The organism is Micrococcus sp. NPDC078436, assembly GCF_040702705.1.
Classification (GTDB): Bacteria; Actinomycetota; Actinomycetes; order Actinomycetales; family Micrococcaceae; genus Micrococcus.
The window spans coordinates 14,046-38,831 of record NZ_JBFBLX010000004.1 but is presented as its reverse complement, the minus strand read 5'-3'; the positions used below and the strand labels follow the sequence as shown (position 1 = coordinate 38,831).

Genomic DNA, 24,786 nt, shown 5'->3' with positions numbered 1-24,786 from the left:
GGGTCCTCCTGGGTCGGGACGCGTCAGAAGCCGGTCAGGGCGAAGGGCAGGCGGGGCTGGCGCAGGAGCGTGTCCAGGTCCGTGGCCGCGCCGGGGCGGTGCTCGCGCAGGATGCCCGCCTCGCGCATGACCTCGGCCTGCACCCCGCCCAGGAGCACGGAGCCCAGCTCCGCCACGTCGAGGGTCAGCTCGGCCTGGCCCTCGTCCGCCGGGCGGACGCGCCCTCGGCCGTCCGCCGCCGAGATCTCCCACGTGCCGGCCGCGTGGCCGAGGTCGTCCTCGACCGTCACGGCCACGGTGCCGTCGTGGAGGTAGGGCCGGGCCTCGAAGCACGCGGCGACGTCCAGGATCCGGTGCCACAGGTGGTGGTGGACGCCGCGGGTGTAGATCCGGGACTCGTCGCGCACGAGGAACTCGAGCATGCGGTCGTTGGGGACCGAGGGCAGGCGCAGCCGCACCACGAGGTCGAGGTTGCCGAGGAACTCCAGCAGGGCCCGGTAGGCCTCGGCGTCGGCGGCCCACAGGGCCACCATGGTGGCGGTCACGGGCTCGTCCGCCACGAGCTCGGAGGCCTCCCCCGTCACCCGGTAGACGGCCACGCCGCGGTCCGTGCCGTCGGGGCCGGAGAACACGACGCCGCGCAGCCCCTGCGGCCGGCCCTCGTCCACGCGCGGGTCCCGGTCCGTCTCCTTGGCCGCGTGGAAGCGGATGCGCTCGACCGAGCCGAGCTGTCCCTCGAAGGCCCGACGCCACAGGCCCTCGATCAGCTCGCCCGACGTGGTGGGCTCGATGAACCGGAAGCCGCCCTCGGGGCGGCCGCCGCGCAGCTGGATCCCCCGGGTGACGTCGAGCCACACGGAGCGGTAGTACGTGGAGACGCCGAAGCCGAAGCGGCGGTAGATGGTGGCCTCGGTGGCGGTGAGCGCGGCGATCGGCACGCCCGCCTCACGGGCGCGGCGCAGCGAGTCCGACATCATGGCGCGCAGGATCCCGCGGCGCCTGTGCGTGGGCGAGACGGTCACCTCGGAGATGCACCAGGCCGGCAGGAGGCGCCCGGCGCCCACATTCAGGTCCTTCGTGAAGTCCACGAGAGTGCCCACCGGGTCGACGGCGTCCGGGTCGGCGCCCTCAGGGTAGACGCCCACCAGCCGGCGGCGGTCGCCCTGCTCGACGCCGATGAAGCGGTCGGCCAGGCGCAGCTCCGGGTCGCCGACCTCGTGGAAGGTGCGCTGCAGGACGGCCGTGTGCCGGCGGACGGCGGGGGCGTCGTCCCAGCGGCGCGCAAGGTCGAACGGGGCCTCGGGGTCCGCCAGCCCGGCCTCCCACGGGGAGGGCACCGGGCGCAGCTCGAGCCCGTTCTCGGCCAGCGCGCCGGCCGGATCGGGCGGCGCCGTGGGGCCGGAGGACTCTCGAGGGGCGGTGGTGTCAGTGGGCTGCGGCATGCCAGGTCCTTCCTTCGCCGACGTGGACGTCCAGCGGCACGGAGAGGTCCGCGGCCCGCCCCATGCGCTCCTCGAGCAGGGCCGTGGCGGCCGCGAGCTCGTCGCGCGGGACCTCGAGGATGAGCTCGTCGTGGACCTGGAGCAGGAGGCGGGAGCGCAGGCGCTGCTCCTCGAGGCCGGCCTGCACGTCCAGCATGGCCCGCTTGATGATGTCCGCCGCCGAGCCCTGGATCGGGGCGTTGAGGGCGGCGCGCTCGGCCATGTCCCGCAGCTGGCGGTTGTCCGAGTTCAGGTCCGGCAGGTAGCGGCGCCGCCCCTCGATGGTGGAGGTGAAGCCGTCCTGCCGGGCCTGGGCGACGACGTCGCGCAGGTAGTCCCGCACCCCGCCGAAGCGGTCGAAGTAGCCCTTCATCAGGCCGCGGGCCTCGTCCACCGAGATCTTCAGCTGCTTGGACAGGCCGAACGAGCTCAGTCCGTACGCGAGCCCGTAGCTCATCGCCTTGACCTTGGAGCGCTGCTCCGCGCTCACCTCGTCCGGGTCCACGCCGAACACCTGCGAGCCGACGAAGCTGTGCAGGTCCTCCCCCGTGTTGAACGCCTCGATGAGGCCGGCGTCCTCGGAGAGGTGGGCCATGATGCGCATCTCGATCTGCGAGTAGTCCGCCGAGAGCAGCACGGCCTGCGTGCCGTCCACCTCGCCCGCCGTGAAGGCCTCGCGGATGCGTCGGCCGGCCTCGGTGCGCACAGGGATGTTCTGCAGGTTGGGGTGCAGGGAGGAGAGGCGGCCCGTGGCCGCGGCGGTCTGCGAGTAGGTGGTGTGGATGCGCCCGTCCGGCGCCACGGTCTCCAGCAGGCCCTCCACGGTCTGGCGGAGCTTCGTGACGTCGCGGTGCGCCATGAGGTTCTCCAGGAAGGGGTGCTGCGTCTGCTCGAGCAGGTCCTGCAGCGAGTCCACGTCCGTGGAGAAGCCGGTCTTCGTCTTGCGGGTGCGCGGCATGTTGAGGCGCTCGAAGAGGACCTCCTGCAGCTGCTTCGGGGAGCCGAGGTTGACCTCCATGCCCCCGGTCTCCTCCGCCACCGAGGCCCACGCGGACTCCTTCGCGGCGTCCGCGCGCTCGGCGAAGTCGGCGCGCAGCGCCTCGAGGTGGTCGCGGTCCACGGCGATCCCGGCCAGCTCCATGCGCGCGAGCAGGCGCGCGAGCGGGATCTCCATCTCCTGGAGCAGCCGCTGGGCGCCGCGTTCGAGCACCTGGGGGGTGAACTCGGCGGAGAGGCGGCGGACCACCCACGCGGCGCGGACGGCGTCCGTGGCCCGCTGCGCGCGCTCGGCCGCGGCGGCGCCGCCGTCGAGGTCGAGCTCTCCCTGGGCGGAGGCGGGCTGCCCCGTGGCCGGCGCGGCGAGCGGAGTGCGCAGGTGCGCCTCGGCGAGCGAGGCCAGGTCCACGTCCCGGCGGTCGGGCTGGATCAGGTAGGCCGAGAGGAGCACGTCGTCCTCGACCCCGCCGATCACGGCTCCCTCCCCCAGGCCGGCCGGCCGGGTCGGGGCGGCCAGCACCTTCACGGTGCGCTTGAGGTCGTGCACGGCCTTGGCGGTGCCGGCGTCCTCGAGCGCGTCGCGCACGGCCGCCATGAGCTCCGCGTCCGGCCCCTCGGCGTCGAGGTCCACGTAGAGCGCGGCGTCGTCGGCGGCGAACGCCACCCCGACGGGGGTGCCGTGGGTGCCCGGCACGGGCACCTTGCGCTTCGGCAGCATGTCCGGGCCGTCCACGACAACGTGCACCCCGAGCAGCGCGCCGGCGTGGGCGGCGAGGAACCCGCCCAGGTCCGCGGCCGTCGTCGCGACCACGTGCTCGGGGGCCTCCTCGACCTCGGCGGCGGGGGCGTCCGCGCCGAGGCGCTCGGAGAACACCTCGAAGACGCGGTCGCGGATGCGGTTGAACTGGAGGGCGTCGAAGAGCTCGGACACGGTGTCGTGGTCCGGCATCGTCAGCGCCATGGCCTCGAGGTCGACGGGCAGGTCGAGGTCCCGCACGAGGGCGTTGAGCCGGCGGTTGCGCCGCACGTCCTCGAGGTGGGCGCGCAGGGCCTCGCCCTTCTTGCCGGTGATGCTGTCCGCGTTCTCCAGCACGCCCTCGAGCCCGCCGTAGGCGTTGATCCACTTGGCCGCGAAGCCGGGGCCGACGCCGGGCACGCCCGGCAGGTTGTCCGCGGACTCCCCCACGAGCGCGGCGAGGTCCGGGTACTGGGAGGGGCTCACGCCGTACTTGGCCATGACGGCGTCCGCGTCCATCGGCGGGATGTCAGAGACGCCCTTCTTCGGGTACAGCACCGTGGTGTGCTCGGAGATGAGCTGGAACGCGTCCCGGTCCCCGGACACGACGACGGCGTCCCACCCCGCGGCCTCGGCGCGGGCGGAGAGCGTGGCCACGATGTCGTCCGCCTCGTAGTCCTCCACCGTGAGGGTGGGGATGCCGAGGGCCTCCATGACCTTCACGGTCAGCTCGATCTGCCCCGCGAACTCGGCGGGGGTCTCCGAGCGGCCCGCCTTGTACTCCGCGTACTCGGCGGAGCGGAACGTGGGCCCGGAGAGGTCGAAGGCGACCGCCACGTGGGTGGGCGCCTGCTGGCGGATCATCGTCAGCAGCATCGCCGTGAAGCCGTAGACCGCGTTGGTGTGCTGACCGGTGTCGGTCGTGAAGTTCTCGGCCGGCAGCGCGTAGAAGGCGCGGAACGCCATCGAATGGCCGTCCAGCACCAGCAGGCGCGGCCGGGTCTCGGAGGTGCCGGTCTCGGCCGCGGCGGTCTCACCCATGGTCTCGTTGCTCCTCTCGTGGTCCAGGTGCCAGCCTAGTGCCCATGACCGACACCCCCGCCTGCAGCCCCGACCTCCCGGCCGCCCTCGCCGACCTCACCTTCCGGGCGGGGGTGCGACCGCGGTTCACGCCCGAGCAGCTCGCGGAGCTCTCCGCCGCGGCGGGCCTGCCGCCCGAGCTGCAGGACGCCCTCGGCGGGGCCGGCGTCAGCCCGCTGGCCCTGAAGATGGGCATCGTGTTCACGGAGCTCACCGCCGAGCGCGCCGTCGCCACCATGCCGGTGGCCGGCAACGAGCAGCCCGTGGGCCTGCTGCACGGCGGCGCCCACCTCGTGCTGGCCGAGACGCTGGGCTCGGTGGCCGCCAAGGTCGCCGCCGGGCGGGACCACAACGTCGTGGGCATCGAGATCGGCGCCACGCACCACGCCGCGGCGCGCGCCGGAACCGTCACCGGCACGGCGACGGCGGTCCACGTGGGCCGCACGCTCATCACCCACGAGGTGGTCATGACGGGCGAGGACGGGCGCCGCCTCTCGACGGCCCGCATCACGAACCTCGTGCTCGCCCGCCAGGGCTGACGCACCACGCCACGGCCGCTCCGACCGCGCCGGAGCCCCTCAGTCCGCGTCGGCGGCCCGCGGCGCCGGCTCGCCGTGCTCGCGCCCCGGGGTGTCCGCTGCGAGCTCGTCGTAGTGGCCCGAGGCCATGGGCACGCCCGTGAGGTAGGCCGAGCGCCCGAGGGCCATGGTGGCCACCGCGGCGCTGCCGAGCTGGAGCACCACGATCAGCACCACCTTCACGAGGTTCGACACGCTCGGCATGTGCAGGAGGGCGCCGACCACGATCAGGATCATGCCCACGCCGCCGGCGGTGCCGGTGGCCGAGATGCGCATGTAGGGGTCGGGGAAGCGGATCAGCCCGACGGCGGCGCCGAGGAACACGAGGGCTCCCCCCACCACCATGATCGAGCCGAGAACCGTCAGGAAGGCGTCCATCGTCAGGACCTCCTCATCGCTTTCCGCGCGTGAGTGCGCGGGCCAGGGACATGCCGGACAGGAAGCCCACGATCGCCGCCACGAGGACCAGGTCGAACGTGAACGGATTCCCGGCGCGCACGCCGAACAGCACCACCATCCCGATCACGCTGAAGCTGAGCAGGTCGCCGGAGACGGCGCGGTCGGCATCGAGCGGCCCGCGCAGGATCCGGACCGCCGACACGACGGCGGAGACCAGCAGGAGGACCAGGGCGATGTCGATGCCGAGGTGGGACCACTCGTAGTCGAGCGCGCTCATGCGGTCACCCCCGTGCGGCGCATCGCGTGCAGCATGCGCCGCTCCATGTCATGGATCTCCTCGCGGAGTGCGTCCGCGTCGTCCGCGTACAGGCCGTGGACGTAGAGCAGGCGCCGGCCGTCCGCCTCACGGCGGGTGCCCAGCGTGAGGGTGCCGGGGGTGAGGGTGATGAGCGTCGAGAGCAGGGTCAGCTCCGGGTCCGTGCGGCAGTTGGTGTGCACGCGGGCGATCCCGGAGCGGGCCTGGTCGCCGGGCGTGATCAGGTCGTGCAGCACGGCGCCGGACGACGTCACCAGCGCCCAGGCGTACCAGCACCAGAACACGAGCCAGCGCACCGGCCAGGAGAGCGCGCCCTTCGTGCCCGGGCGCAGGTCCACCGTCCCGTCCGTGGGGGTCATGCTGGGCCTCCCTGAGGTCTGCGGAGTGGGGGTCACAGGCCGAGCACCGCCTCGATGTAGGCGCTCGGGTCCACGAGGCCGGCGGCGGCCTGGTCCGTGAGGGTCCACAGGCCCTGGGCGCCGAGGCCGAGGGCCAGCGTCGTGGCGGCCATCAGGACGGCTGGGGCCGCCAGGCGCGCCGGGATGCGCGATCGGTGGGCGTCCTCGTCCGGGGAGAGCATCACGGGCAGCACGCCCGTGGGCGCGTCGAGGGCCTCGGAGGACATCCAGGACTCGGTGCGCTCGGTGTCCGTGCTCGACCCGCGGCCCGTCGCGGCGGAGCCGGCCGGCTCCGGGAGGGCGCTCTGCCCCGCCCTCACGACGGGCATCGCCGACGTCGCGAGCCGCTCGCGGTGTCCGTGCGGGGCCCGGGGCTCGCCCCAGAACCACGCGTTCCACACGCGCAACAGCGCCCACAGGCTCACGAGCGAGGAGCCCAGCAGCAGGGTCACCATGACGGTCCGACCCGCCTCGACGCCGGCCACCGCGAGCATCAGCTTCCCCACGAAGCCGGAGAACGGGGGGATGCCGATGAGGGAGAGCATGCCGACGAAGAACGCCGTGGCGATCAGGGGCTCGCGCCGGGCGAGGCCCTGCAGGTCCGCGAGGCGGCCGGTCCCGTACCGCACCTCGATCGCACCGGTGGCCGTGAGCAGGCAGGCCATCACCACCATGTGGTGGATCAGGTAGAAGAGCCCGGCGGACAGTCCGGCCTGACTGGAGAGGGCGACGCCCAGGAGGATGCCGCCGATACCGCTGACCATCTGCCACGAGAGGACCGAGCGCGTGCCGTGCTCGCCCACGGAGGCGACGGCGCCGACCACGAGCGTGAGCAGGCTCAGGGTGAGCAGCAACCAGAGGTGCCGCGGGTCGCCGTCGTACACCACGGAGTAGATCCGGTAGATCGCATACACCGCGACCTTGGTGTGCAGGCTCGCGAAGATCGCCGTGACGGCGGGCGATGTGGACGGGTAGGCGCGGGCCAGCCAGCCGTGGAGGGGGAGCACCGAGGCCTTGATGGAGAGCGCGAAGAGCACGAGCCCCGCGGCGAGGGCGACGCGCTCGTCCCGGGCGGCCGCCCCGGCGAGGGCCGCGAGGTTGACGGTGCCGGTGAGCGCGTACACGAAGCCCACGCCCGTCACGAGGATCGTGGAGGTGAGCAGGTTCAGCGTCACGTAGAGACGGGCGCCGTCCACGCGGCGCAGCGGCTCGCGGCGGTTGGCTGAGAGGACGAAGAGCCCGTACGAGGGCAGCAGCATGACCTCGATGAACACGAACAGGTTGAAGAGGTCCGCCGTGAGCAGCGCGCCGCTCACGCCGGCCACGAGGACGAGCATGAGCGGGGCGAAGTGGACCGAGTTGGCCACGCGGGAGCCGTAGGCGAAGGCCGCGCCCACGAGGGTGAGGGCGCTCGTGAGGGTCAGCATGAGGGCCGTGAGCGTGTCGGCGGCGAACGGGATCGCGACCCCGTCCGGCCAGCCGCCCACCCCGGCGGCCGCGACGGAGCCGTCGAGGGACCGCACGAGCAGGGCCGTGCCGGCCACGGCGGTGAGCGCGAGGAGCGCCGTGAGTGCCCCCCGATGCAGTCGGCGGTGCTCGCCGGCGATCACGAGCAGGCCCGCCGCGAGCAGGGGAAGGGCGACGAACAGGGGCAGCAGCAGCCCGACGGCGTGGTCGCTCATGCGCGTGCCCCCGGACCGTGCGGGGCGGACGGCTCGGCGGCCCGCGCGGACACGCGCGGGATGGCGCCGCTGCGCAGCTCCTCGGCGGCGGCCCTGCGCTCCGCCGCGGGGAAGCGGGCGTCGGAGGCCGCGGCCTCCAGCGCATCGGGTGTCTCGTGGGGGTCCGCCGTGGCGTCGTCGGTGCGGCCGGTGACGGCGAGCACGAGCAGCAGCACGGTGATGGCGAACGAGATCACGATGGCCGTGAGCACGAAGGCCTGCGGCAGCGGATCGGCCGCCCCCTCGGGGACCGCTCCCCCGGGGGTGAAGGGGGGTGTCCGACGGTCGGTGCCGCCGGCCGCGATGATCGCGAGGTTGGCGGCGTGGCCCAGCAGCACCATGCCGAGGATCACGCGCAGCAGCTCGCGCTTGGAGAACAGGTACACGGCCCCGAACATCAGCAGGCCCACGGTGATGGCGATGGTCATCGGGAGGCCCCCTCTCGTGTCGTCGTGATCGTGGTGGTCGGGGCGACGGCCGTGACCGGTGCCCCGGGAGGCGCGGGGAGGACTCCCGGCGGGGCGCCGTCGTCGACCGGGCCGTGCTCGTCGGACTCCTCCTCCGCCTCGTCCCCGCCCAGCAGCGCGAACGCGGCGACGACGAGCCCGATGACGGAGAGATAGACGCCCAGGTCGAACACGAGCGTGGTGGAGACGCCATAGCCGAGCACCTTGACGCTCGCGGAGCCCAGGAAGCCCTTGCCGGTGAGGTAGCCGGCGAGGCCGGCGAGCGAGCCGAGGGTGATGCCCCCGCCGATCAGGCTCATGTAGGGCCACTGCAGACGACGCGCCGTCCCCGTGTCCGCGGCCAGGTACATCAGGGCGTACCCGGCACCGCCCACGAGCGCCGCGATGAAGCCGCCGCCGGGCTCGTAGTGCCCGCGGAAGAACAGCAGGAGGGACAGGGCGATGATGACAGGGCTCAGCGCTCGTCCGAAGGTCCGGGCGTAGACGAGGTTCTCCCGCACGGAGGCGAGCGGTGAGTTCAGGTCCACGGCGGAGGGGCGCGGCGGCGCGGGGCGCCGGTTCATCAGGAGGGCGGCGATCGTCAGGCCGGTGACGCCCAGCACCGTCATCTCGCCATAGGTGTCCAGGGCTCGGAAGTCCACGAGGATGACGTTGACGACGTTGTACCCGCCGGCGTCGTGGTAGGAGTGGTCCAGGTAGTAGCGGGAGATCTCCGAGACCCCGTCGCGGCCCGTGAAGGCGAGGACGCCCAGCATGGACGCGAGGCCAGCGATGAGGGCCGCCACCACGGCCCCCGCCCGGCGGGGGGTGCCGTCCGTGCGGAACCGCGCCGGGAGGCGCCGCAGCAGCAGCACCATGACGCACACCGTGAGGACCTCGACGAGGAGCTGGGTGAGGGCGACGTCCACGGCCCCGAGGGTGAAGAACCACAGGGTCACGCCGAAGCCCACGACGCCCACGACGACCATCGCCGCGATGCGCGTCTTGGCGCGGATGGTGGCGACGACGCCCGCGCCCACGAGGAGGACCAGGGCCCAGTCGTGCCAGCGCGAGGGCTGGCCCACCACAGCCGGGAGGTCCTCGACCGTGAGGACGCCCGCCACCGCGAAGACGCCGAGCACGAGTGCGGGCGTCAGCAGGTGGCCGCGCGGGGCGATGGTCCCGGAGGCGCGGCTGACGAAGGCGCCGATGTCCACGAGGGCGTGGCGCACGCCGTCCACGGCGGCGAGACCGGACAGGGGCAGCTCGACGTGGGAGGCGATCCGCTCGACGGGGCGGCGCAGTGCGACGAGGAGCAGGCCGCACGCGATCACGGCGGCCGAGACGCCCAGGGCGGGGGTGAGCCCGTGCCACAGGGCCAGGTGAGGGTGGACCGGCAGGCCCGCCGCGGCCGTCGCCGCCTCCCCGACCGGCTCGTCCAGCACCCCGGGGGTGAGCCCCAGGACGACGCCGGCCAGCGCGCCCAGTGCCGGGACGGCCCAGAACGTGAACGAGGGGTCGTGCACCGGCTCGCCCCGGCCGGACTGCCACGTGTGGCGCGCGCCCGTGGGGCTGCTGCCCCACAGGCCGAGCGCGCCGAGCACGAGACGCCCGGAGTAGGCGAACGTGAAGACGGAGGCCAGGGCGATCCCGCCCGTGACGACCCAGGCCGTCCACGCCGGCCCCGGCGTGTCGAGGGCCGCGTCCAGCAGCCCCTCCTTCGAGACGAAGCCGAAGAGCGGCGGCACGCCGGCCATCGAGACGGCGGCCAGCACGATCGCCGTCCCGGTGACGGGCATGCGGACGTTCCGGGCGGCGAGGTCGCGCAGGTCCCGCCCGCCCGCCTGGTGGTCGACGATGCCGATGAGCATGAACAGGGCGCTCTTGAAGAGCGCGTGCGCCGCGGTGTGGACGATCGCCGCCGTGAGGGCGGCCGGGGTGCCCACGCCGATCAGGGTCACGAGCAGGCCGAGCTGGCTCATCGTGGAGTAGGCGAGCAGGCCCTTCAGGTCATGGCGGCGGATGGCCGAGACGGCTCCGAAGATCGCCGTGGTGAGGCCTGAGGCGATCAGCAGGGTGGACCACACGGCGGTGCCGGCCAGCACGGGGCTGAAGACGAGCAGCAGGAACACGCCGGCCTTCACCATCGCGGCGGCGTGCAGGTAGGCCGAGACCGGGGAGATCGCGACCATCGAGTCGGGCAGCCATGCCTGGAAGGGGAACTGCGCCGACTTGGTGAACGCCGCCACCGCGAGCAGGACCGCCACGAGGGTGCTCACCGCCGGGTCGCGCCAGAGGTCGGCCGCGAGCACGTCCGACAGGGACGCCGTCCCGGCCTGGACGATCATCACGGCCACCGCGCCCAGCAGCGCGAGGCCGCCGGCGACCGTGACGAGGAGCGTGCGGATCGCCGGCTCGCGGCCCTTCTCCCCCGCCCGCCCGATCAGGAAGAACGAGGTGAAGGAGGTGAACTCCCACGCGACGAACAGCACGACGAGGTTGTCCGCCAGGACGAGGAGGAGCATCGAGGCGGCGAAGACGGTCATCAGCAGGTAGAACGTCCCGTGGCGCTCCTTCTCGCGGTCCCGGCCGAGGTAGCGGCTGGAGTACGCCAGGATGCCGGCGCCGATCACGAGCACGATCTGCGAGAACACGAGCGCGAGCCCGTTCAGGCGCAGGTCGAGGTCCACCCCGATCGCGGGGATCCAGGCGTGGTGCTCGCGGACGGCCTCCCCCGTCCAGGCGGAGAGGAGGACGCCGGCGGCCGCGAGGAGGGGCACGGCCAGCACCCATCCCGCGTCGCGGCCGAGCCACCGTCCCAGCGGGACGGCGGCCGCCACCGCGAGGGCGGTGAGACAGAGGCTGATCAGGAGCAAGTGGGACACCCCGCATGGTCGAGGAACGTCGGACGTGGGCCGGTGGGGCCCACGGGCGGAGGGAGGTCCGCGGCGGGCCGGCTCAGGGCCGGCTCGGCGGCACGCCGGCGTGGAGCGCCCCCCACGAGCAGACCTGCCCGTTGGTGCCCCGGGCGCTCACGTCGGCACAGCGCGTGTCAGGAGACTCCATGCCGGCGCCTCCTTCCGGCGGGTCGATGGGGGTGCCCGAAGTGGGACTCGAACCCACACGCCTCGCGGCACCGCATTTTGAGTGCGGCGTGTCTACCGATTCCACCATTCGGGCAGGTCCGCACGACGGCGGCCCCGACCACTCTAACAGGGGGCCTCAGGCGCACACGGTACGCTTCTTGCGCCCGGGCACCCGGCCCGGCCCCCTCACCCGGAGGTCCCCATGAGCCCCAACGCCGAGACCCCCCGCCTGCGCGCCGTCGTCGCCGAGGACGAGGCCCTCATCCGTCTCGACGTGGTGGAGCTGCTCACCGCGGCCGGCTACACCGTGGTGGCGGAGGCCGGCGACGGCCGCGCCGCCGTGGACGCCGTGCGCGAGCACCGCCCGGACATCGTCGTGATGGACGTGATGATGCCGGTCATGGACGGGATCGCGGCGGCCGGGGAGATCGCCCGGGACCGCTTGGCACCGGTCGTCATGCTCACGGCCTTCTCGCAGCGCGGGCTGGTGGAGCGGGCCCGCACCGCCGGGGCGATGGCCTACGTGGTGAAGCCCTTCACGGAGAGCGACATCGTCCCCGCGATCGAGCTCGCGGTCGCGCGCTTCGACGAGCTGCGCAGCCTCGAGGCGGAGGTCCGGGACCTGGGCGACCGCCTCGAGACCCGCAAGGTCGTGGACCGCGCCAAGTCGCTCCTCCAGGAGCGCATGGACCTGACGGAGGCGGAGGCCTTCCGGTGGATCCAGAAGACCTCCATGGACCGGCGCCTCACCATGCGCGAGGTCGCGCAGACGGTCGTCGACCAGGTCGGCTGACGGCTGGCCGCCGCGGCCGCCACGCCGCTCAGCGCGGGGAGTGCGCGGGCCAGAAGCCCACGGGCTCGCGCTCGGAGGGCGGGACGGCGACCCCGCTCGCGTCGTCGCCCACGCGGTGCACGCGCAGGGTGTTCGTGGAGCCGACCTGCCCGGGGGGCGAGCCGGCCGCGATCACGACGAGGTCTCCGCGCTCGGCGATGCCCTCCGAGGTGAGGGACTCCTCCACGAGGCGGGTCATGTGGTCCGTGGTCTCCGCGAAGGGGACCATCTTCGGGTACACCCCCCACGCGATGCACAGGATGTTGTGGGTGTGCTCGCGGTGCGTGTACGCGTAGATCGGCTGCCGCGGGCGCAGACGGGAGAGGCGGCGGGCGGTGTCGCCCGACTCCGTGAAGGTGGCGAGGAACGGCACGTCCAGCTGGTCGGCCACGTCGACGGCCGCCCGCGTGATCGCCCCGCCGCGCGTGCGCGGGCGGGAGCCGAGCGGGTGGATCATCTCGAGCCCGTGCGTCTCCGTGGACTCGATGATGCGCGCCATCGTCTCCACGGTCAGCACGGGGTACGTGCCCACCGAGGTCTCGCCGGAGAGCATGACGGCGTCCGCGCCGTCGAGCACGGCGTTCGCGCAGTCCGAGGCCTCGGCGCGGGTGGGGCGCGGGTTCTCGATCATGGACTCGAGCACCTGGGTGGCCACGATCACCGGCTTGGCCCAGCGGCGGGCGAGGTCCACGGCGCGCTTCTGCACCACGGGCACCTCCTCGAGCGGCAGCTCCACGCCGAGGTCGCCACGGGCCACCATGATCATGTCGAACGCGTCCACGATCGCCTCGAGGTTCTCCACGGCCTGCGGCTTCTCGATCTTCGCGATCACCGGGACGCGGCGCTCCTCCTCGTCCATGATCGCGTGGACGCGCTCGACGTCCGCGGCGTCGCGCACGAAGGACAGGGCCACCATGTCCACGCCGGTGCGCAGCGCCCAGCGGAGGTCGTCCTCGTCCTTCTCGGACAGGGCGGGCACGTTCACGGCCACGCCCGGCAGGTTGATGCCCTTGTTGTCGGACACCGTGCCGGCGATCTCGACCTCGGTCACCACGTCCGTGTCCGTGACCTCGACGGCCCGGACGCGCACCTTGCCGTCGTCGATCAGGAGGACGTCGCCGGGCGAGACGTCGCCGGGCAGGCCCTGGTGCGTCGTGCCGACGAGCTCGCGGGTGCCCTCCACGGTGCGGGTCGTGATGGTGAGCCGGTCCCCCACGGCCAGCTCATGGGGGCCGTCCGCGAAGCGGCCCAGCCGGATCTTCGGGCCCTGCAGGTCCGCGAAGATCGCGACGGGGCGCTCCTCCTCGACCGAGAGGCGACGCACCCGCTCGTAGGTCTCCGCATGGACCGTGTGGTCGCCGTGGCTCATGTTCATGCGGACGACGTCGGCCCCGGCGCGGATGATCGCCCGGGTGGCCTCGTCGCTCGCGGTGGCAGGTCCGAAGGTCGCGATGATCTTGGCGTGGCGCATACGGCACAGACTAGCGGCGGGCGTCGCTCCCACCGAGGGCGGAGCCGCCCTCATCGTCCGCGGTGTGACCAGAGACTCCCGCCCGGCCCTGCGCGCCGGCGGCGACGGCGGGGGCCCGCCCGGGCAGCCACACGTCGTCCCGCTCGGGGGTGCGGGGGCCGATGGCGCCGCGGGCTGCGACGGTCCAGACCAGCATGACGAGCGCGACGAGCAGGAGCAGCAGCGAGGTCCACACGTTCAGGCGCTGGGTGACCCCGAAGAGGGTGATCATCTCGGCGTCGTCGATCCGGAGCATCTCGATCCAGACGCGGCCGAGGGTGTACCAGGCCACGTAGGCCCACAGCATGGCGCCGTGGCGCAGGTGGAGGCGGCGGTCCAGCAGCAGGAGGAGGGCCACTCCGGCGAGGTTCCACAGGCTCTCGTAGAGGAACGTGGGGTGGAACAGCGTGTCGGCGGGCGTGCCCACCGGGAAGTTGGCGTGCGAGGGGTCGATCCGCAGACCCCACGGCAGCGTGGTGGGCGCGCCGAAGAGCTCCTGGTTGAACCAGTTGCCCCAGCGGCCCACGGCCTGGGCCAGCAGGACGCCCGGGGCGACGACGTCGGCGAAGGCCGAGAGCCGCAGGCCGCGGCGGCGGCACGCGATCCACGCGCCCACCGCGCCGAGGGCGACGGCGCCCCAGATCCCGAGGCCGCCGTTCCACACGTAGAAGGCCTGGACCGGATCGCCCGTGCCGTCGAAGCCCGGGCCGAAGTACCGGTCCGGGGAGGAGAGCACGTGGTAGAGCCGGCCGCCCACGAACCCGAACGGGATGGCCCAGATCGCGACGTCGAGGACCGCGCCCTCGGGGCCGTTCCGGTCCTCCCAGCGGCGCGAGGCCAGCCAGAGGGCCAGGATGATGCCGAGGATGATGCACAGCGCGTAGGCGTGGACCTTCAGCGGGCCCAGCTGCAGGCCGTCCCACGACGGGGACGGGATCGCCGCGAGGGGGGCGAGGGCACCGGCGAGCATGCTCAGGCCTCCCGCACGGTGCCGGCGGCCAGCTCGCGCGTCAGGGCCGCGACGGCCTCGGGGCCGCCGTCGGTGAGGGCGCGCACCAGCGCGGTCCCCACGATCGCCCCGTCCGCGAACGCCCCGATCTCGCGGACATGCTCGGCCTGGGAGACGCCCAGGCCCACGCACACGTGCTCGGCACCGGCCTCGCGGGCGGCCCGGACGACCGCCTCGGCCGCGTCCGAGACCTGGTCGCGGGCGCCGGTGACGCCCATCACGGAGACGGCGTAGACGAACCCGCGCGAGGCCTCCACCGTGAGGCGCACGCGCTCCGGCGAGGACGAGGGGGCGGTGAGGAACACGCGGTCCAGGCCGTGGCGGTCCGAGGCCTCGAACCACTCCCCGGCCTCCTCGGGCACGAGGTCGGGCGTGATGAGCCCCGCTCCCCCGGCCGCGGCCAGGCGGCCCGCGAACTCCTCGACGCCCATCCGGTCCACGAGGTTCCAGTACGTCATGACGAGCACGGCCGCGTCGGTGCGGGCGGTCACCTGCCGCACGATCTCGAACACGTCCGCCACCCGGAAGCCGGCGGCGAGCGAGGCGGCCGTGGCGCGCTGGATGACGGGGCCGTCCATCACCGGGTCGGTGTAGGGCAGGCCGATCTCGATCACGTCGGCGCCGTTCTCCCCGAGGGCGACGGCGGCCTCCACGCAGTCCGCCACGGAGGGGTAGCCGGCGGGCAGGTAGGCCACGAGGGCGGTGCGCCCGGCGTCGCGGGCGGCAGCGATCGCGGCGGCGGTCTTGGAGGTCACGTCGGTGCTCACTGCTCTTCTCCCGGGGTCAGCTCGTCCAGCGGGTCCTTCTGCTCGTCCGCCTCCCCGAGGCCGAACCAGGCCGCGGCCGTGGCCACGTCCTTGTCGCCGCGGCCGGAGAGGCTGACCACGATGATCCGCTCCTCGCCCTCGGCGGTGTCCGCGCCCACGAGGCCCTCGTCGGCCCAGCGGCGGGCCAGGCGCAGCGCGCCGGCCAGGGCGTGGGCGGACTCGATCGCCGGGAGGATGCCCTCGGTGCGGGTGAGCCGCTGGAACGCGGCCATGCACTCGGCGTCGGTGACGGGCTCGTACGCGGCCCGGCCGGTGTCGTGCAGGAAGGCGTGCTCGGGGCCCACGGCGGGGTAGTCCAGGCCCGCGGAGATCGAGTGCGAGTCGATGGTCTGCCCGTCCTCGTCCTGCATCAGGTAGGTGCGGGCGCCGTGCAGCACGCCGGTGCGGCCCAGGGTGATGGAGGCGGCGTGGCGGCCGGACTCGAGGCCCTCGCCGCCGGCCTCGAAGCCGTACAGCTCCACGCCCTCGTCGTCCAGGAACCCGTGGAAGAGGCCCATCGCGTTGGATCCGCCGCCCACGCACGCCGCGACGGCGTCGGGCAGGCGGCCGGTCTGGGCGAGGACCTGCTCGCGGGCCTCGTCCCCGATCACGGAGTGGAAGTACCGCACCATGGTGGGGTAGGGGTGCGGGCCGGTGACGGTGCCGATCAGGTAGTGCGTGGTGTCCACCGAGGCCACCCAGTCGCGCAGCGCCTCGTTGATGGCGTCCTTCAGGGTGCGGGCGCCGATGGTCACGGGGATGACCTCCGCGCCGAGCATCTGCATGCGGGCCACGTTGAGGGCCTGGCGGCGCGTGTCCTCCTCCCCCATGTACACGGTGCACTCCATCCCGAAGAGGGCGGCCGCGGTGGCGGTGGCCACGCCGTGCTGGCCGGCGCCGGTCTCCGCGATCAGGCGGGTCTTGCCCATGCGCCGGGCCAGCAGCGCCTGGCCGATCACGTTGTTGATCTTGTGCGAGCCGGTGTGGTTGAGGTCCTCGCGCTTGAGGAAGATGCGCACGCCCGGGGACTCGGCCGCGAAGCGCGGCACCTCGGTGAGCAGCGAGGGCCGGTTGACGTAGTCCCGGAAGTAGCCGCGCAGCTCCTCCTCGAACGCCGGGTCCCGGCGCGCCGCGTCGTAGGTCTCCGTGACCTCCTTGAGCGCCGCCATGAGGGACTCGGGCATCCACTGCCCGCCGTACCGGCCGAAGTACGGGCCCGGCAGGCCCTGGAACACGCCCTCGAACTCGATGGACGGCTGGGTGCTGGATCGCTCCGCGCTCATGGGCGGACCACTTCCTTCGGTCGGGGGGGTCAGCGGACGGTGAGGGAGGCGGCGCGGAACGCGCGCAGCGCCGCCTCGGGGTGGCCGTGGCGCACGAGGGCCTCGCCCACGAGGACGGCGTCGGCGCCGGCGGCCGCGTAGGAGCGGATCTGCTCCTCGGACTCCACGCCGGACTCGGCGACGCGCACGACGTCCTCGGGGAGCCCGGCGGCCAGGGCCGCGTAGCGGTCCGGGTCGATGTCGAGGGTCTTCAGGTTGCGCACGTTCACGCCCAGGATCCGGGCGCCGGCGGCCACGCCGCGCTCGACCTCCCCGGGGGTGTGGGCCTCGACGAGGGCGTGCATCCCGAGCGACTCCGTCAGCTGCAGGAGGCCGCGCAGGCGTGCGTCGTCGAGGGCGGCCACGATGAGGAGCACGAGGTCCGCCCCGTGGGCGCGGGCCTCGTGGACCTGGTACTCCTCCACCGTGAAGTCCTTGCGCAGGACGGGCAGGGCGACGGCGGCGCGCACGGCGTCGAGGTCGGCCAGGCTGCCGCCGAAGCGTCGGGCCTCGGTCAGCACAGAGACGGCGGAGGCTCCCCCGCGCTCGTAGGCGGAGGCCAGGGTGGCGGGCTCGGGGATGTCGGCGAGGTGCCCCTTGGACGGGCTGGCGCGCTTGACCTCGGAGATCACGTGGATCCCCGCGGGGTCGGTGCGGCCGCCGGTCAGCGCCGCGTGCGCGTCGAGGGGGGCCGGGGCGGCCGCGACGAGCTCCGCGAGCCGCTCCTGAGGGAGCGATCGGCGGCGCTCGGCGAGGTCCTCGCGGACTCCCTCGACGATGTCGTCGAGGACGCTCACGGAGCGGGCCTCAGTGGCCGCGGCGGGCGGAGTCGGGCCGGGCCGACTGGCCCTTGGCCGACACGAAGCCCACGATGCCGCCGATCACGAGCATGGCGAGGCCGATCCAGATGAGGATCTGCAGGTCGGTGAGCGCACCGATGCAGCCGGCGAGGACGCCGAGCACGCCGAGACCGGCCATGATCCAGCCGCCCGGGGTGTTGCCGTGGTCCGGGACCTCCGCGTGCGTGGGGTCGCCCAGCACGCGGCCGTCCTCGGTGACGACGATCCCCGCGTCGACGCCGCGGTCCGCGACGCGCTCCTCGCGCAGGTCGCGACGGCGGGTGCCGGAGGTGGTGGTGGTCTCGGTGTGGCTCATGGGTGTCCCTCACTCGACGTGGTGTGCATGACGACTGCCCCTCATTGTGCCACGGGACGCCGCTCAGGTCGGGTCGTGACCGCGCGAGAGGTCGTCCCACGCGTCCATCTCGTCCACCGTCGCGGCGGGTGCGGCCGTCGCGCCCGCGGGGGCGCCGGCGGGAGTGCCGGCCGCCGCGTCGTAGCGGCGGGCGGAGCGCCATGAGCGGGCCGAGGCCAGGGCGGCCGCCCCCGTGAGGGCGGCCAGGACGCCGGCCGCCGCGCACACCCACGGCCACACGGTCACGGCGTAGGAGGCGGCGTCAGCGGTGGTGCCCGTGACGGCGGCGACCGCCGGGGTCGCCGTCGCCACCGGGTCCAGGGCGGCGACGACGGCGGACGAGGCGATGACCACGCCGGCCAGCACCGTCAGGAGGCCCACGACGACGGCGCCGACCCGGCGGGCCGTGGTCAGGGCGAGCGCCCCGGCCATCACGACGACGGCCATCGCGGTCGCCACGGGCGCCGCGGAGGCGCCCACGGCCCGCGCGTGGTCGGCCGTCCCACCCGTCAGGCCCGACGCCTCGACCCAGGTCTGCCCCGCGGTCGCGAGGACCAGCGCGCCGGAGGCGAGGGCGAGGAGCACCGCCGTGCGGCGGCGCATCACGCCTCCTCCAGCTCGGCGGCCGCGAGCACCGCACGCAGCGGGGCGGTGGCCTTGGTGACCGTCTCGGCGGCCTCGGCCCGCGGGTCGGAGTCCGCCACGATCCCGGCACCCGCCTGCACGTGGGCCTGTCCGCGGTGCAGGGTCACGGAGCGGATGTTGATGGCCATGTCCATGTTGCCGGCGAGGTCGAAGTAGCCGACGACTCCGCCGTACGGCCCGCGCTCGGTGGGCTCCCACTCGTCCAGCAGCTGGAGCGCGCGCGGCTTGGGGGCTCCGGAGAGGGTGCCGGCCGGGAAGGCGGCCCGCAGCACCTGGAGGGCGTCGACGTCGTCGCGCAGGCGCCCCTCCACGTGGGAGACCAGGTGCAGGATGTGGCTGAACGCCTCCAGGCCCATGAACTGGGTGACCGCCACGGAACCGGCCTCGCACACCCGGGAGAGGTCGTTGCGGGAGAGGTCCACGAGCATGAGGTGCTCGGCGCGCTCCTTCTCGTCGTGGAGCAGGTCCTCGCCGAGGCGCGCGTCCTCCTGGGCGCTCGCCCCGCGGCGGCGCGAGCCGGCGATCGGGTGCGTGACGACGCGCCGGTCCTGGACGGTGACGAGGGCCTCGGGCGAGGAGCCGACGATCTCGTACGGCTCCTCCTCGGGCGTCTCGAAGGAGAAGAGGTACATGTACGGGCTCGGGTTGACCGTGCGCAGCACGCGGTACACGTCCTCCCCGCTCACGTCCGTGGTCACGGAGAGGCGGCGGGAGAGCACCGCCTGGAAGACCTCGCCGTCCCGGATGGCCTGCTGGGCCTTCCCGACGGCGGCTCGGAAGCCCTCGGCCCCCCAGCGGTCCTCGGCCTGCGCCGCCACGTCCTCCGCGGACGCGTCCAGCCAGCGGCGGGAGACGGCGCTCACGGGCTCGGGCACGGGCGTGCGGAGCCGCTCGACCATGGCGTCCAGCCGCTCGAGGGCGTCGTCGTGGGCCTGCTCGGCCCCGGTGGCGAGGCCGTTGCCGTTGATCGCGTTCGCGATGAGGGTGACGGTGCCGTTCACCGCGTCGTGCACGGCCAGGTCCGTGACGAGGTTCATGGCGAGGTCGGGCAGGCGCAGGTGGTCCTCGGGCGGGTGCGGCAGGTGCTCCCACGAGCGCACCGTGTTCCAGCCCAGGAAGCCGACGAGCCCCGAGACCAGGTGCGGCAGCGACACCCCCACCCGGTCCCGGACGTCCGTGCGCAGCAGGCGCAGGGAGTCGGCGAGGACCTCGAGGGCCGGGCCCTCGCGGCGCAGCCCCTCGGGGGGCGTGCCCTGCCAGTGGGCCTCGCCGTCGCGCGCCGTGAGGGTGGCCGCGGAGCCGGCGCCGATGAAGCTGTAGCGGGACCACGCGGCGCCCTGGGACGCGGACTCCATGAGGAAGGTGCCCGGACGCGATGCGGCGAGGCGGCGGTGGATGGCCAGGGGCGTGAGGCCGTCGGCGAGCACGGTGCGCACCACGGGGATCACGCGCGCGGTGTCCGCCAGGCGCAGGAACTCGGCGCGGTCGGGGGTGGCGTCGGAGGCGTGGGGGCGGGTCATCGGGCGTCCTCCTCGGGGGTGCGGCCCGTCAGGTCCGCGATCCGGCGGTCGGTGAAGCAGCTGGCGGTGCCGGTGTGGCACGCGGGCCCGGTCTGGTCGACGCGCAGCAGGAGCGTGTCGCCGTCGCAGTCCGCGCTGACGGCGAGGACGCGCTGTCGGTGGCCCGAGCTCTCGCCCTTGCGCCACAGCCTCCCGCGGGACCGGGACCAGTAGGTGGCCCATCCGGACTCGAGGGTGAGACGCAGGGACTCCTCGTCCATCCACGCCATCATGAGCACCTCGCCCGTGTCGTGCTGCTGCGCGATGGCCGGGATGAGGCCCCGGTCGTCGAAGGTCAGGGACTCCGGGAGGCCGGCGGTCTGGGGGGTGCTCATGGAGGTCCATTCTAGGGAGCCGCGTGTAGCGTGGAGGCCATGGCCGAGACCCCCGCCGCCGCGCAGCACACCGCCACCGACTTCGCGGTGGCCTCGCGCGCCGCGCTGGTGGAGGCGCTGCTCGCCGCGGGCCCGGGGGCGCCCACGCTGTGTGAGGGCTGGCGCACGGAGCACCTGGCGGCCCACGTGCACCTGCGCGAGACCTCCCCCTCGGCCGCCGGGATCGTCCTGCCCGGGGTCGCCCGCCGTCGGCTCGCCCAGCTCACGCAGGAGCTCGGCGACGCCCACGCCTCCGAGGAGGGCTACGCCGAGCTCGTCGCGCTGGTGGCGCGCGGACCCCTGCGCGCGCACGGCGAGGGTCCCCGCGTCGCGGCCCGGCTGCGGGGGCTGGCCGCGGCCGCCCGCCGGACCGCCCCGGGACGGCGCGTGGCCGGCCAGGTGCAGCTGCTCGAGTTCTTCGTGCACACCGAGGACGTGCGGCGTGCGCAGGAGCGCTGGGCCCCGCGCATCCTCGCCGACGCCTACGCGGACATGCTCTACACCCGCCTGCGCGGTCGCGCGCGGCTCCTCTACCGCGGGGCCGAGACCGGGATCGTGCTCGCCCGCCGGCCCCGGCCCGCCTCGCGCGTGGACAACGCGCCCGTCGTCGCGCGCCGGCCCGGCGAGGACGGCGTGAGCGTGCGCGTCACGGGGGCCGCCGGCGAGCTCGTCCTGCACGCGCACGGGCGACGCCGCGCCGCGCTCGTGACCACGGACCGCGTCACCGGCGCGGCCTGAGCCGCGCGGGGTGGTCCGTGCCCCTCAGCGGACGACGTGCCCCGCGGCGCGCAGCGCGTCCTTGACGCGGGCGAGCATGTCGTCCGGGCCGAAGTGGAACAGGGACGCGGCCAGCACCGCGTCCGCCCCCGCAGCCACCGCCTCCGGGAAGTGGGCAGGCTCCCCCGCGCCGCCCGAGGCGATCAGCGGCACACGGGTCACGGCCCGGACGTCGCGGATCATCTCGAGGTCGAAGCCGGCCCGCGTCCCGTCCGCGTCGATCGAGTTCAGCAGGATCTCCCCCACGCCGCGCTCGGACGCCTCCCGGCACCACTGCACCGCGTCGATGCCGGTGCCCGTGCGCCCGCCGTGGGTGGTGACCTCGTAGCCGGACGCACACGCGGGGTCCTGCGTGCGCCGCGCGTCGAGGGAGAGCACGAGCACCTGGGAGCCGAAGCGCCGGGTGATCTCCGTGATGAGCGCAGGGCGGGCGACGGCGGCGGTGTTCACCGAGGCCTTGTCCGCACCGGTGCGCAGGAGGCGGTCGACGTCGTCCACGGTCCGGACGCCGCCCCCCACCGTGAGCGGGATGAAGACCTCCTCCGCCGTGCGGGTGACGACGTCGTACGTGGTGGCGCGGTCCGCGGTGGAGGCGGTGACGTCGAGGAACGTGAGCTCGTCCGCCCCCGCGGCGTTGTAGCGGCGGGCGAGCTCGACCGGGTCGCCCGCGTCGCGCAGGTCCTCGAAGTTGACGCCCTTGACCACCCGCCCGGCGTCGACGTCGAGGCAGGGGATGACGCGGACGGCGACGGTCATGGCGGGGCTCCTTCGAGGCCGACGGGGGTGCGGACCGTGTGGTCCGAGGGGGTCAGAGGCGGATGGCGTGGATGGCGGAGATGAGGATGCCGCGGGCTCCGAGGTCGTACAGCTCGTCCATGACGCGGTTGGCGTCGCCCTTGCGCACCATGGAGCGCACGGCCACCATCGACTCGTCGCGCAGCGGGGAGACGGTCGGGGACTCCAGTCCCGGCGTGACCGCGGTGGCGCGGTCCAGGAGCTCGCGGCGGATGTCGTAGTCGATCATCACCCAGCGGCGGGCCACGAGGACGCCGTTGAGGCGGCGCAGCAGCACGTCGAGGCCCTCGGGCTGGGCGCCCCGGCGGCCGATCATGATCGCCTCGGAGTCGAGGATCGGCTCGCCGAAGACCTCCATGCCCGCGGCACGCAGGGTGTTGCCGGTCTCCACGACGTCGGCGATCGCGTCCGCCACGCCGAGCTTCACGGAGGACTCGACGGCGCCGTCGAGGTGGACGACGGTGGCGTCCAGGCCGGTCCGCTCGAGGTACGCCGTGAGCAGGCCGTCGTAGCTCGTGGCGATGCGCCTGCCCGAGAGCTCGCCGGCCGCGCTGAACGCGCCGACCGGCGCGGCCAGGCGGAACACGGACCTCCCGAAGCCGAGCGCCATGACCTCCTCGGCGGTGTCTCCCACCTGCGCGTCGCAGAACAGGTCTCGGCCGGTCAGGCCGACGTCGAGGGTGCCCTGGCCGACGTACACCGCGATGTCGCGCGGCCGCAGGTAGAAGAACTCCACCTGGTTCTCCGGGTCGACGAGCACGAGCTCCCGGGAGTCGCGCCGCTGGCGGTAGCCGGCCTCCAGCAGGATCTCGCGGGCGGCCTCGGACAGGGCGCCCTTGTTGGGGACGGCGATGCGCAGCACGGTCTCTCCTCGTGGGGGGTTCAGGCGGGCGGCGGGGACGCGCGAGGTCGTCGCGCGGTCCCGCTCAGAGGTGGCGGTAGACGTCCTCGAGGGTGAGGCCCTTGGCGATCATCATCGTCTGCAGGTGGTAGAGCAGCTGCGAGATCTCCATGGCCGCCGCGTCGTCGGACTCGTGCTCGCACGCCATCCAGACCTCGGCGGCCTCCTCGACGACCTTCTTGCCGATGGCGTGGACGCCGGCGTCCACACGGGCGACCGTGTGGGAGCCCTCAGGGCGCTCGGCCACGGTGCGGGTCAGCTCGGCGAACAGCTCTTCGAAGGTCTTCACGGCCGTCACCCTAGCGGCACCCCGGTGGGGCGCGCCGTCGCCGTCCTCGTGTGACGCGGCAGCACCGTCCGGCGTGCCCTATCGGCGCGACGTCCACGGTCCGACGCGCAGCTCCGCTCCGCCCGGCACGCCGTCCTGGAGGTCGAAGGGCGCCGGGCCCGGACTCCCTCCCGGCTCGTCGGACACGCCGATGAGGGCCCGGAGCGCGGCGTCTCCCGGGGCGAGTCCGACCCGGACGGCCTGCGGAGTCCTCCCGTCGGCCAGAGTGCGGTAGCCCGGCCACAGGAGCCCGGCCACGGCCTGCTGCCCGGGCTCCAGGACCACGCCGAGATCGGGGTCCTCCCGGGCCGCCTGCTCCGGGGTGGGCGTCAGGGTCCGGGCGTCCATCGGTGCGAGGCGCAGGCCGATCGGGTCGCCGCCCTGCACGATCTCCACGTCCGGGCGGCCCCGCAGGGCGCAGGCGGCGTCCGACGTGTTCACGGCCGTGATCCCCGCCGAGGACGTGCCCATCGCGGAGTCGAATCCGCCGACCGTGAGTGCGAGCTGCTCTGAGCCGCAGGATGGCGTGCCGGCCGGGCCTGCGGTGTGGCGTCGGCCGGGGGTGCGGGCACCGGCCAGGCGGCCCAGGCGGCCATGAGGACGATGGCCGCGGCAGCCGGCAGGACGACGGCCGTCCTGGCCCGTCGCCGTGCCGGCGGGCCGCAGCAGGGGGCCGCGGGCGCGCGGTCGACTCCGCCTCGCCCCAGAGTCGTGAACCACAGACCGTGGAGCAGGGGCGGAAGGAGGGCCACGACGAAGACCAGCGGTCCCAGGCCGACCGTCACGGCGGCCAGCGGGACGGCGAGCAGCACGGTCGCCATGTGGGCCAGGGCGACGAGACCGGCGATGCGGTGGGCATCCCGGGGCGTGCGCCCGTGCGCCTCGAGGTAGGTGCGGCCGATCAGCGCGGCGATCACGGCCGCGAGCGCCGTCACCGCCGCCGCGAGGTGGAGGGACCGGCCGAGCGCCAGGAGGAGGAGGGGCAGCGCGAGGAGGTCGATCACCGGGACCGCCGCCACCCACAGCCGCCCCGGGGCATGCCGTGGGGTGACGAGGAGGACGAGGATCGACACGACGGCGCCCGTGAGCGCCGCGATGAGGAGGCCGTCCCTCCCTGGTGGTCCCCCGGCGCTGGTCCCGGTGAGGGCCGGTCCGATCCGCAACCAGACCGCGAGGATCACGCCGGCGACGAAGCCCACGAGCACGACGGGGACGCCGACACCCCGACGCTGCGGGGTGGGACCGCCGGGGGTCGGGGCGTCGCCGGTCTCCGTCTCCGCACGCCGACCCTCCGCGGCCAGGAACCACCCCGTGACGGCCGCTGCAGCGGCGAGGAGCGTGACCATGCGGTCGTGCTCGCGCGCCTCGGCCCACAGATCCTCGCACTGCCCGGTGTCGTCGCATTCCCAGAGGAACGCTGGGTCCGGCCCGAGCCCGGCGGCATGGACCCCGACGGCGAGCATCACCACCAGGGAGGCCGCCAGGAGCAGGGCCCCG

25 protein-coding genes and 1 tRNA gene are annotated in these 24,786 nt (G+C 74.2%); 3 read left to right on the top strand and 23 right to left on the bottom strand.

What is annotated here, in order from left to right:
• Positions 1 to 23: 23 nt before the first annotated feature.
• Positions 24 to 1,442, bottom strand: a complete 1,419-nt coding sequence (locus AB0302_RS03690) for a GNAT family N-acetyltransferase (RefSeq protein WP_366370552.1) — start codon at positions 1,440 to 1,442, stop codon at positions 24 to 26.
• On the bottom strand, positions 1,426 to 4,254 hold the full coding sequence (polA, locus tag AB0302_RS03685; RefSeq protein ID WP_366370551.1) for a DNA polymerase I: 2,829 nt from the start codon (positions 4,252 to 4,254) through the stop codon (positions 1,426 to 1,428). The genes AB0302_RS03690 and polA overlap by 17 nt, the downstream gene beginning before the upstream one ends.
• Positions 4,255 to 4,298: 44 nt before the next feature.
• Between polA and AB0302_RS03680 the strand changes: the two genes are divergently transcribed.
• The gene (locus tag AB0302_RS03680) at positions 4,299 to 4,832 is read left to right on the top strand and encodes a hotdog fold thioesterase (RefSeq protein WP_298710296.1); all 534 of its coding nucleotides are present in this window, start codon (positions 4,299 to 4,301) and stop codon (positions 4,830 to 4,832) included.
• Positions 4,833 to 4,871: 39 nt separating this feature from the next.
• Here AB0302_RS03680 and AB0302_RS03675 read toward each other — a convergent pair whose 3' ends face one another.
• The 7 genes from AB0302_RS03675 to AB0302_RS03645 form a co-directional block, all read right to left on the bottom strand.
• Complete coding sequence (locus AB0302_RS03675) at positions 4,872 to 5,249, bottom strand: monovalent cation/H(+) antiporter subunit G (protein WP_248116955.1); 378 nt, start codon at positions 5,247 to 5,249, stop codon at positions 4,872 to 4,874.
• A 13-nt stretch (positions 5,250 to 5,262) separates the two neighbouring features.
• Complete coding sequence (locus tag AB0302_RS03670) at positions 5,263 to 5,547, bottom strand: monovalent cation/H+ antiporter complex subunit F (RefSeq protein ID WP_248116953.1); 285 nt, start codon at positions 5,545 to 5,547, stop codon at positions 5,263 to 5,265.
• The gene (locus tag AB0302_RS03665; RefSeq protein ID WP_248116951.1) at positions 5,544 to 5,945 is read right to left on the bottom strand and encodes a Na+/H+ antiporter subunit E; all 402 of its coding nucleotides are present in this window, start codon (positions 5,943 to 5,945) and stop codon (positions 5,544 to 5,546) included. The genes AB0302_RS03670 and AB0302_RS03665 overlap by 4 nt, the downstream gene beginning before the upstream one ends.
• A gap of 32 nt (positions 5,946 to 5,977) precedes the next feature.
• On the bottom strand, positions 5,978 to 7,666 hold the full coding sequence (locus tag AB0302_RS03660; RefSeq protein ID WP_366370550.1) for a monovalent cation/H+ antiporter subunit D family protein: 1,689 nt from the start codon (positions 7,664 to 7,666) through the stop codon (positions 5,978 to 5,980).
• The gene (locus AB0302_RS03655) at positions 7,663 to 8,133 is read right to left on the bottom strand and encodes a sodium:proton antiporter (protein ID WP_248116948.1); all 471 of its coding nucleotides are present in this window, start codon (positions 8,131 to 8,133) and stop codon (positions 7,663 to 7,665) included. Before AB0302_RS03655 ends, AB0302_RS03660 begins: the two co-directional genes overlap by 4 nt.
• Positions 8,130 to 11,036 (bottom strand): DUF4040 family protein, encoded by a 2,907-nt coding sequence (locus AB0302_RS03650; RefSeq protein ID WP_366370549.1) that lies wholly within the window; start codon positions 11,034 to 11,036, stop codon positions 8,130 to 8,132. Before AB0302_RS03650 ends, AB0302_RS03655 begins: the two co-directional genes overlap by 4 nt.
• A 213-nt stretch (positions 11,037 to 11,249) precedes the next feature.
• Positions 11,250 to 11,331 (bottom strand) — tRNA-Leu (locus AB0302_RS03645).
• A gap of 108 nt (positions 11,332 to 11,439) precedes the next feature.
• On the opposite strand from AB0302_RS03645, the gene AB0302_RS03640 reads away from it, so the two are divergent.
• Entirely contained in the window at positions 11,440 to 12,030 is a 591-nt protein-coding gene (locus AB0302_RS03640) for a response regulator (protein WP_366370548.1), read from the top strand.
• Positions 12,031 to 12,058: 28 nt separating this feature from the next.
• Here the strand turns inward: AB0302_RS03640 and pyk are convergent, their stop codons facing one another.
• From pyk to hisI, 9 genes are all read right to left on the bottom strand, one after another.
• Positions 12,059 to 13,540, bottom strand: a complete 1,482-nt coding sequence (pyk, locus tag AB0302_RS03635; protein WP_366370547.1) for a pyruvate kinase — start codon at positions 13,538 to 13,540, stop codon at positions 12,059 to 12,061.
• Positions 13,541 to 13,550: 10 nt separating this feature from the next.
• Positions 13,551 to 14,549, bottom strand: a complete 999-nt coding sequence (gene lgt, locus AB0302_RS03630; RefSeq protein ID WP_366370546.1) for a prolipoprotein diacylglyceryl transferase — start codon at positions 14,547 to 14,549, stop codon at positions 13,551 to 13,553.
• Between the two features lie 2 nt (positions 14,550 to 14,551).
• Entirely contained in the window at positions 14,552 to 15,355 is an 804-nt protein-coding gene (gene trpA, locus AB0302_RS03625) for a tryptophan synthase subunit alpha (protein ID WP_248116939.1), read from the bottom strand.
• The gene (gene trpB, locus AB0302_RS03620) at positions 15,352 to 16,677 is read right to left on the bottom strand and encodes a tryptophan synthase subunit beta (protein ID WP_366370545.1); all 1,326 of its coding nucleotides are present in this window, start codon (positions 16,675 to 16,677) and stop codon (positions 15,352 to 15,354) included. The genes trpA and trpB overlap by 4 nt, the downstream gene beginning before the upstream one ends.
• Before the next feature lie 29 nt (positions 16,678 to 16,706).
• On the bottom strand, positions 16,707 to 17,513 hold the full coding sequence (gene trpC, locus AB0302_RS03615) for an indole-3-glycerol phosphate synthase TrpC (protein ID WP_366370544.1): 807 nt from the start codon (positions 17,511 to 17,513) through the stop codon (positions 16,707 to 16,709).
• Positions 17,514 to 17,523: 10 nt separating this feature from the next.
• On the bottom strand, positions 17,524 to 17,871 hold the full coding sequence (locus AB0302_RS03610; RefSeq protein WP_366370543.1) for an HGxxPAAW family protein: 348 nt from the start codon (positions 17,869 to 17,871) through the stop codon (positions 17,524 to 17,526).
• A 63-nt stretch (positions 17,872 to 17,934) separates the two neighbouring features.
• On the bottom strand, positions 17,935 to 18,513 hold the full coding sequence (locus tag AB0302_RS03605) for a Trp biosynthesis-associated membrane protein (RefSeq protein ID WP_366370542.1): 579 nt from the start codon (positions 18,511 to 18,513) through the stop codon (positions 17,935 to 17,937).
• Positions 18,513 to 20,075: a chorismate-binding protein gene (locus AB0302_RS03600; protein WP_366370541.1), complete on the bottom strand. Its 1,563-nt coding sequence runs from the start codon at positions 20,073 to 20,075 to the stop codon at positions 18,513 to 18,515. The genes AB0302_RS03605 and AB0302_RS03600 overlap by 1 nt, the downstream gene beginning before the upstream one ends.
• Entirely contained in the window at positions 20,072 to 20,449 is a 378-nt protein-coding gene (gene hisI / locus AB0302_RS03595; RefSeq protein WP_248116931.1) for a phosphoribosyl-AMP cyclohydrolase, read from the bottom strand. The genes AB0302_RS03600 and hisI overlap by 4 nt, the downstream gene beginning before the upstream one ends.
• Positions 20,450 to 20,488: 39 nt before the next feature.
• On the opposite strand from hisI, the gene AB0302_RS03590 reads away from it, so the two are divergent.
• Positions 20,489 to 21,226, top strand: a complete 738-nt coding sequence (locus AB0302_RS03590; protein ID WP_366370539.1) for a TIGR03085 family metal-binding protein — start codon at positions 20,489 to 20,491, stop codon at positions 21,224 to 21,226.
• A gap of 24 nt (positions 21,227 to 21,250) precedes the next feature.
• On the opposite strand, the gene hisF is transcribed toward AB0302_RS03590, so the two are convergent.
• The 5 genes from hisF to AB0302_RS03565 form a co-directional block, all read right to left on the bottom strand.
• Entirely contained in the window at positions 21,251 to 22,021 is a 771-nt protein-coding gene (gene hisF, locus AB0302_RS03585) for an imidazole glycerol phosphate synthase subunit HisF (RefSeq protein WP_248116927.1), read from the bottom strand.
• A 52-nt stretch (positions 22,022 to 22,073) separates the two neighbouring features.
• Positions 22,074 to 22,922 carry an ATP phosphoribosyltransferase gene (gene hisG / locus AB0302_RS03580; protein ID WP_248116925.1) on the bottom strand — a complete coding sequence of 283 codons (849 nt, stop codon included), beginning with the start codon at positions 22,920 to 22,922 and terminating at the stop codon, positions 22,074 to 22,076.
• A gap of 64 nt (positions 22,923 to 22,986) precedes the next feature.
• A complete protein-coding gene (locus tag AB0302_RS03575; protein ID WP_248116922.1) occupies positions 22,987 to 23,250 on the bottom strand; it encodes a phosphoribosyl-ATP diphosphatase in 264 nt (87 codons plus the stop codon).
• A 78-nt stretch (positions 23,251 to 23,328) separates the two neighbouring features.
• Entirely contained in the window at positions 23,329 to 23,760 is a 432-nt protein-coding gene (locus AB0302_RS03570) for a DUF4232 domain-containing protein (protein WP_366370538.1), read from the bottom strand.
• The gene (locus AB0302_RS03565) at positions 23,727 to 24,752 is read right to left on the bottom strand and encodes a hypothetical protein (protein ID WP_366370537.1); all 1,026 of its coding nucleotides are present in this window, start codon (positions 24,750 to 24,752) and stop codon (positions 23,727 to 23,729) included. The genes AB0302_RS03570 and AB0302_RS03565 overlap by 34 nt, the downstream gene beginning before the upstream one ends.
• Positions 24,753 to 24,786: the final 34 nt, after the last annotated feature.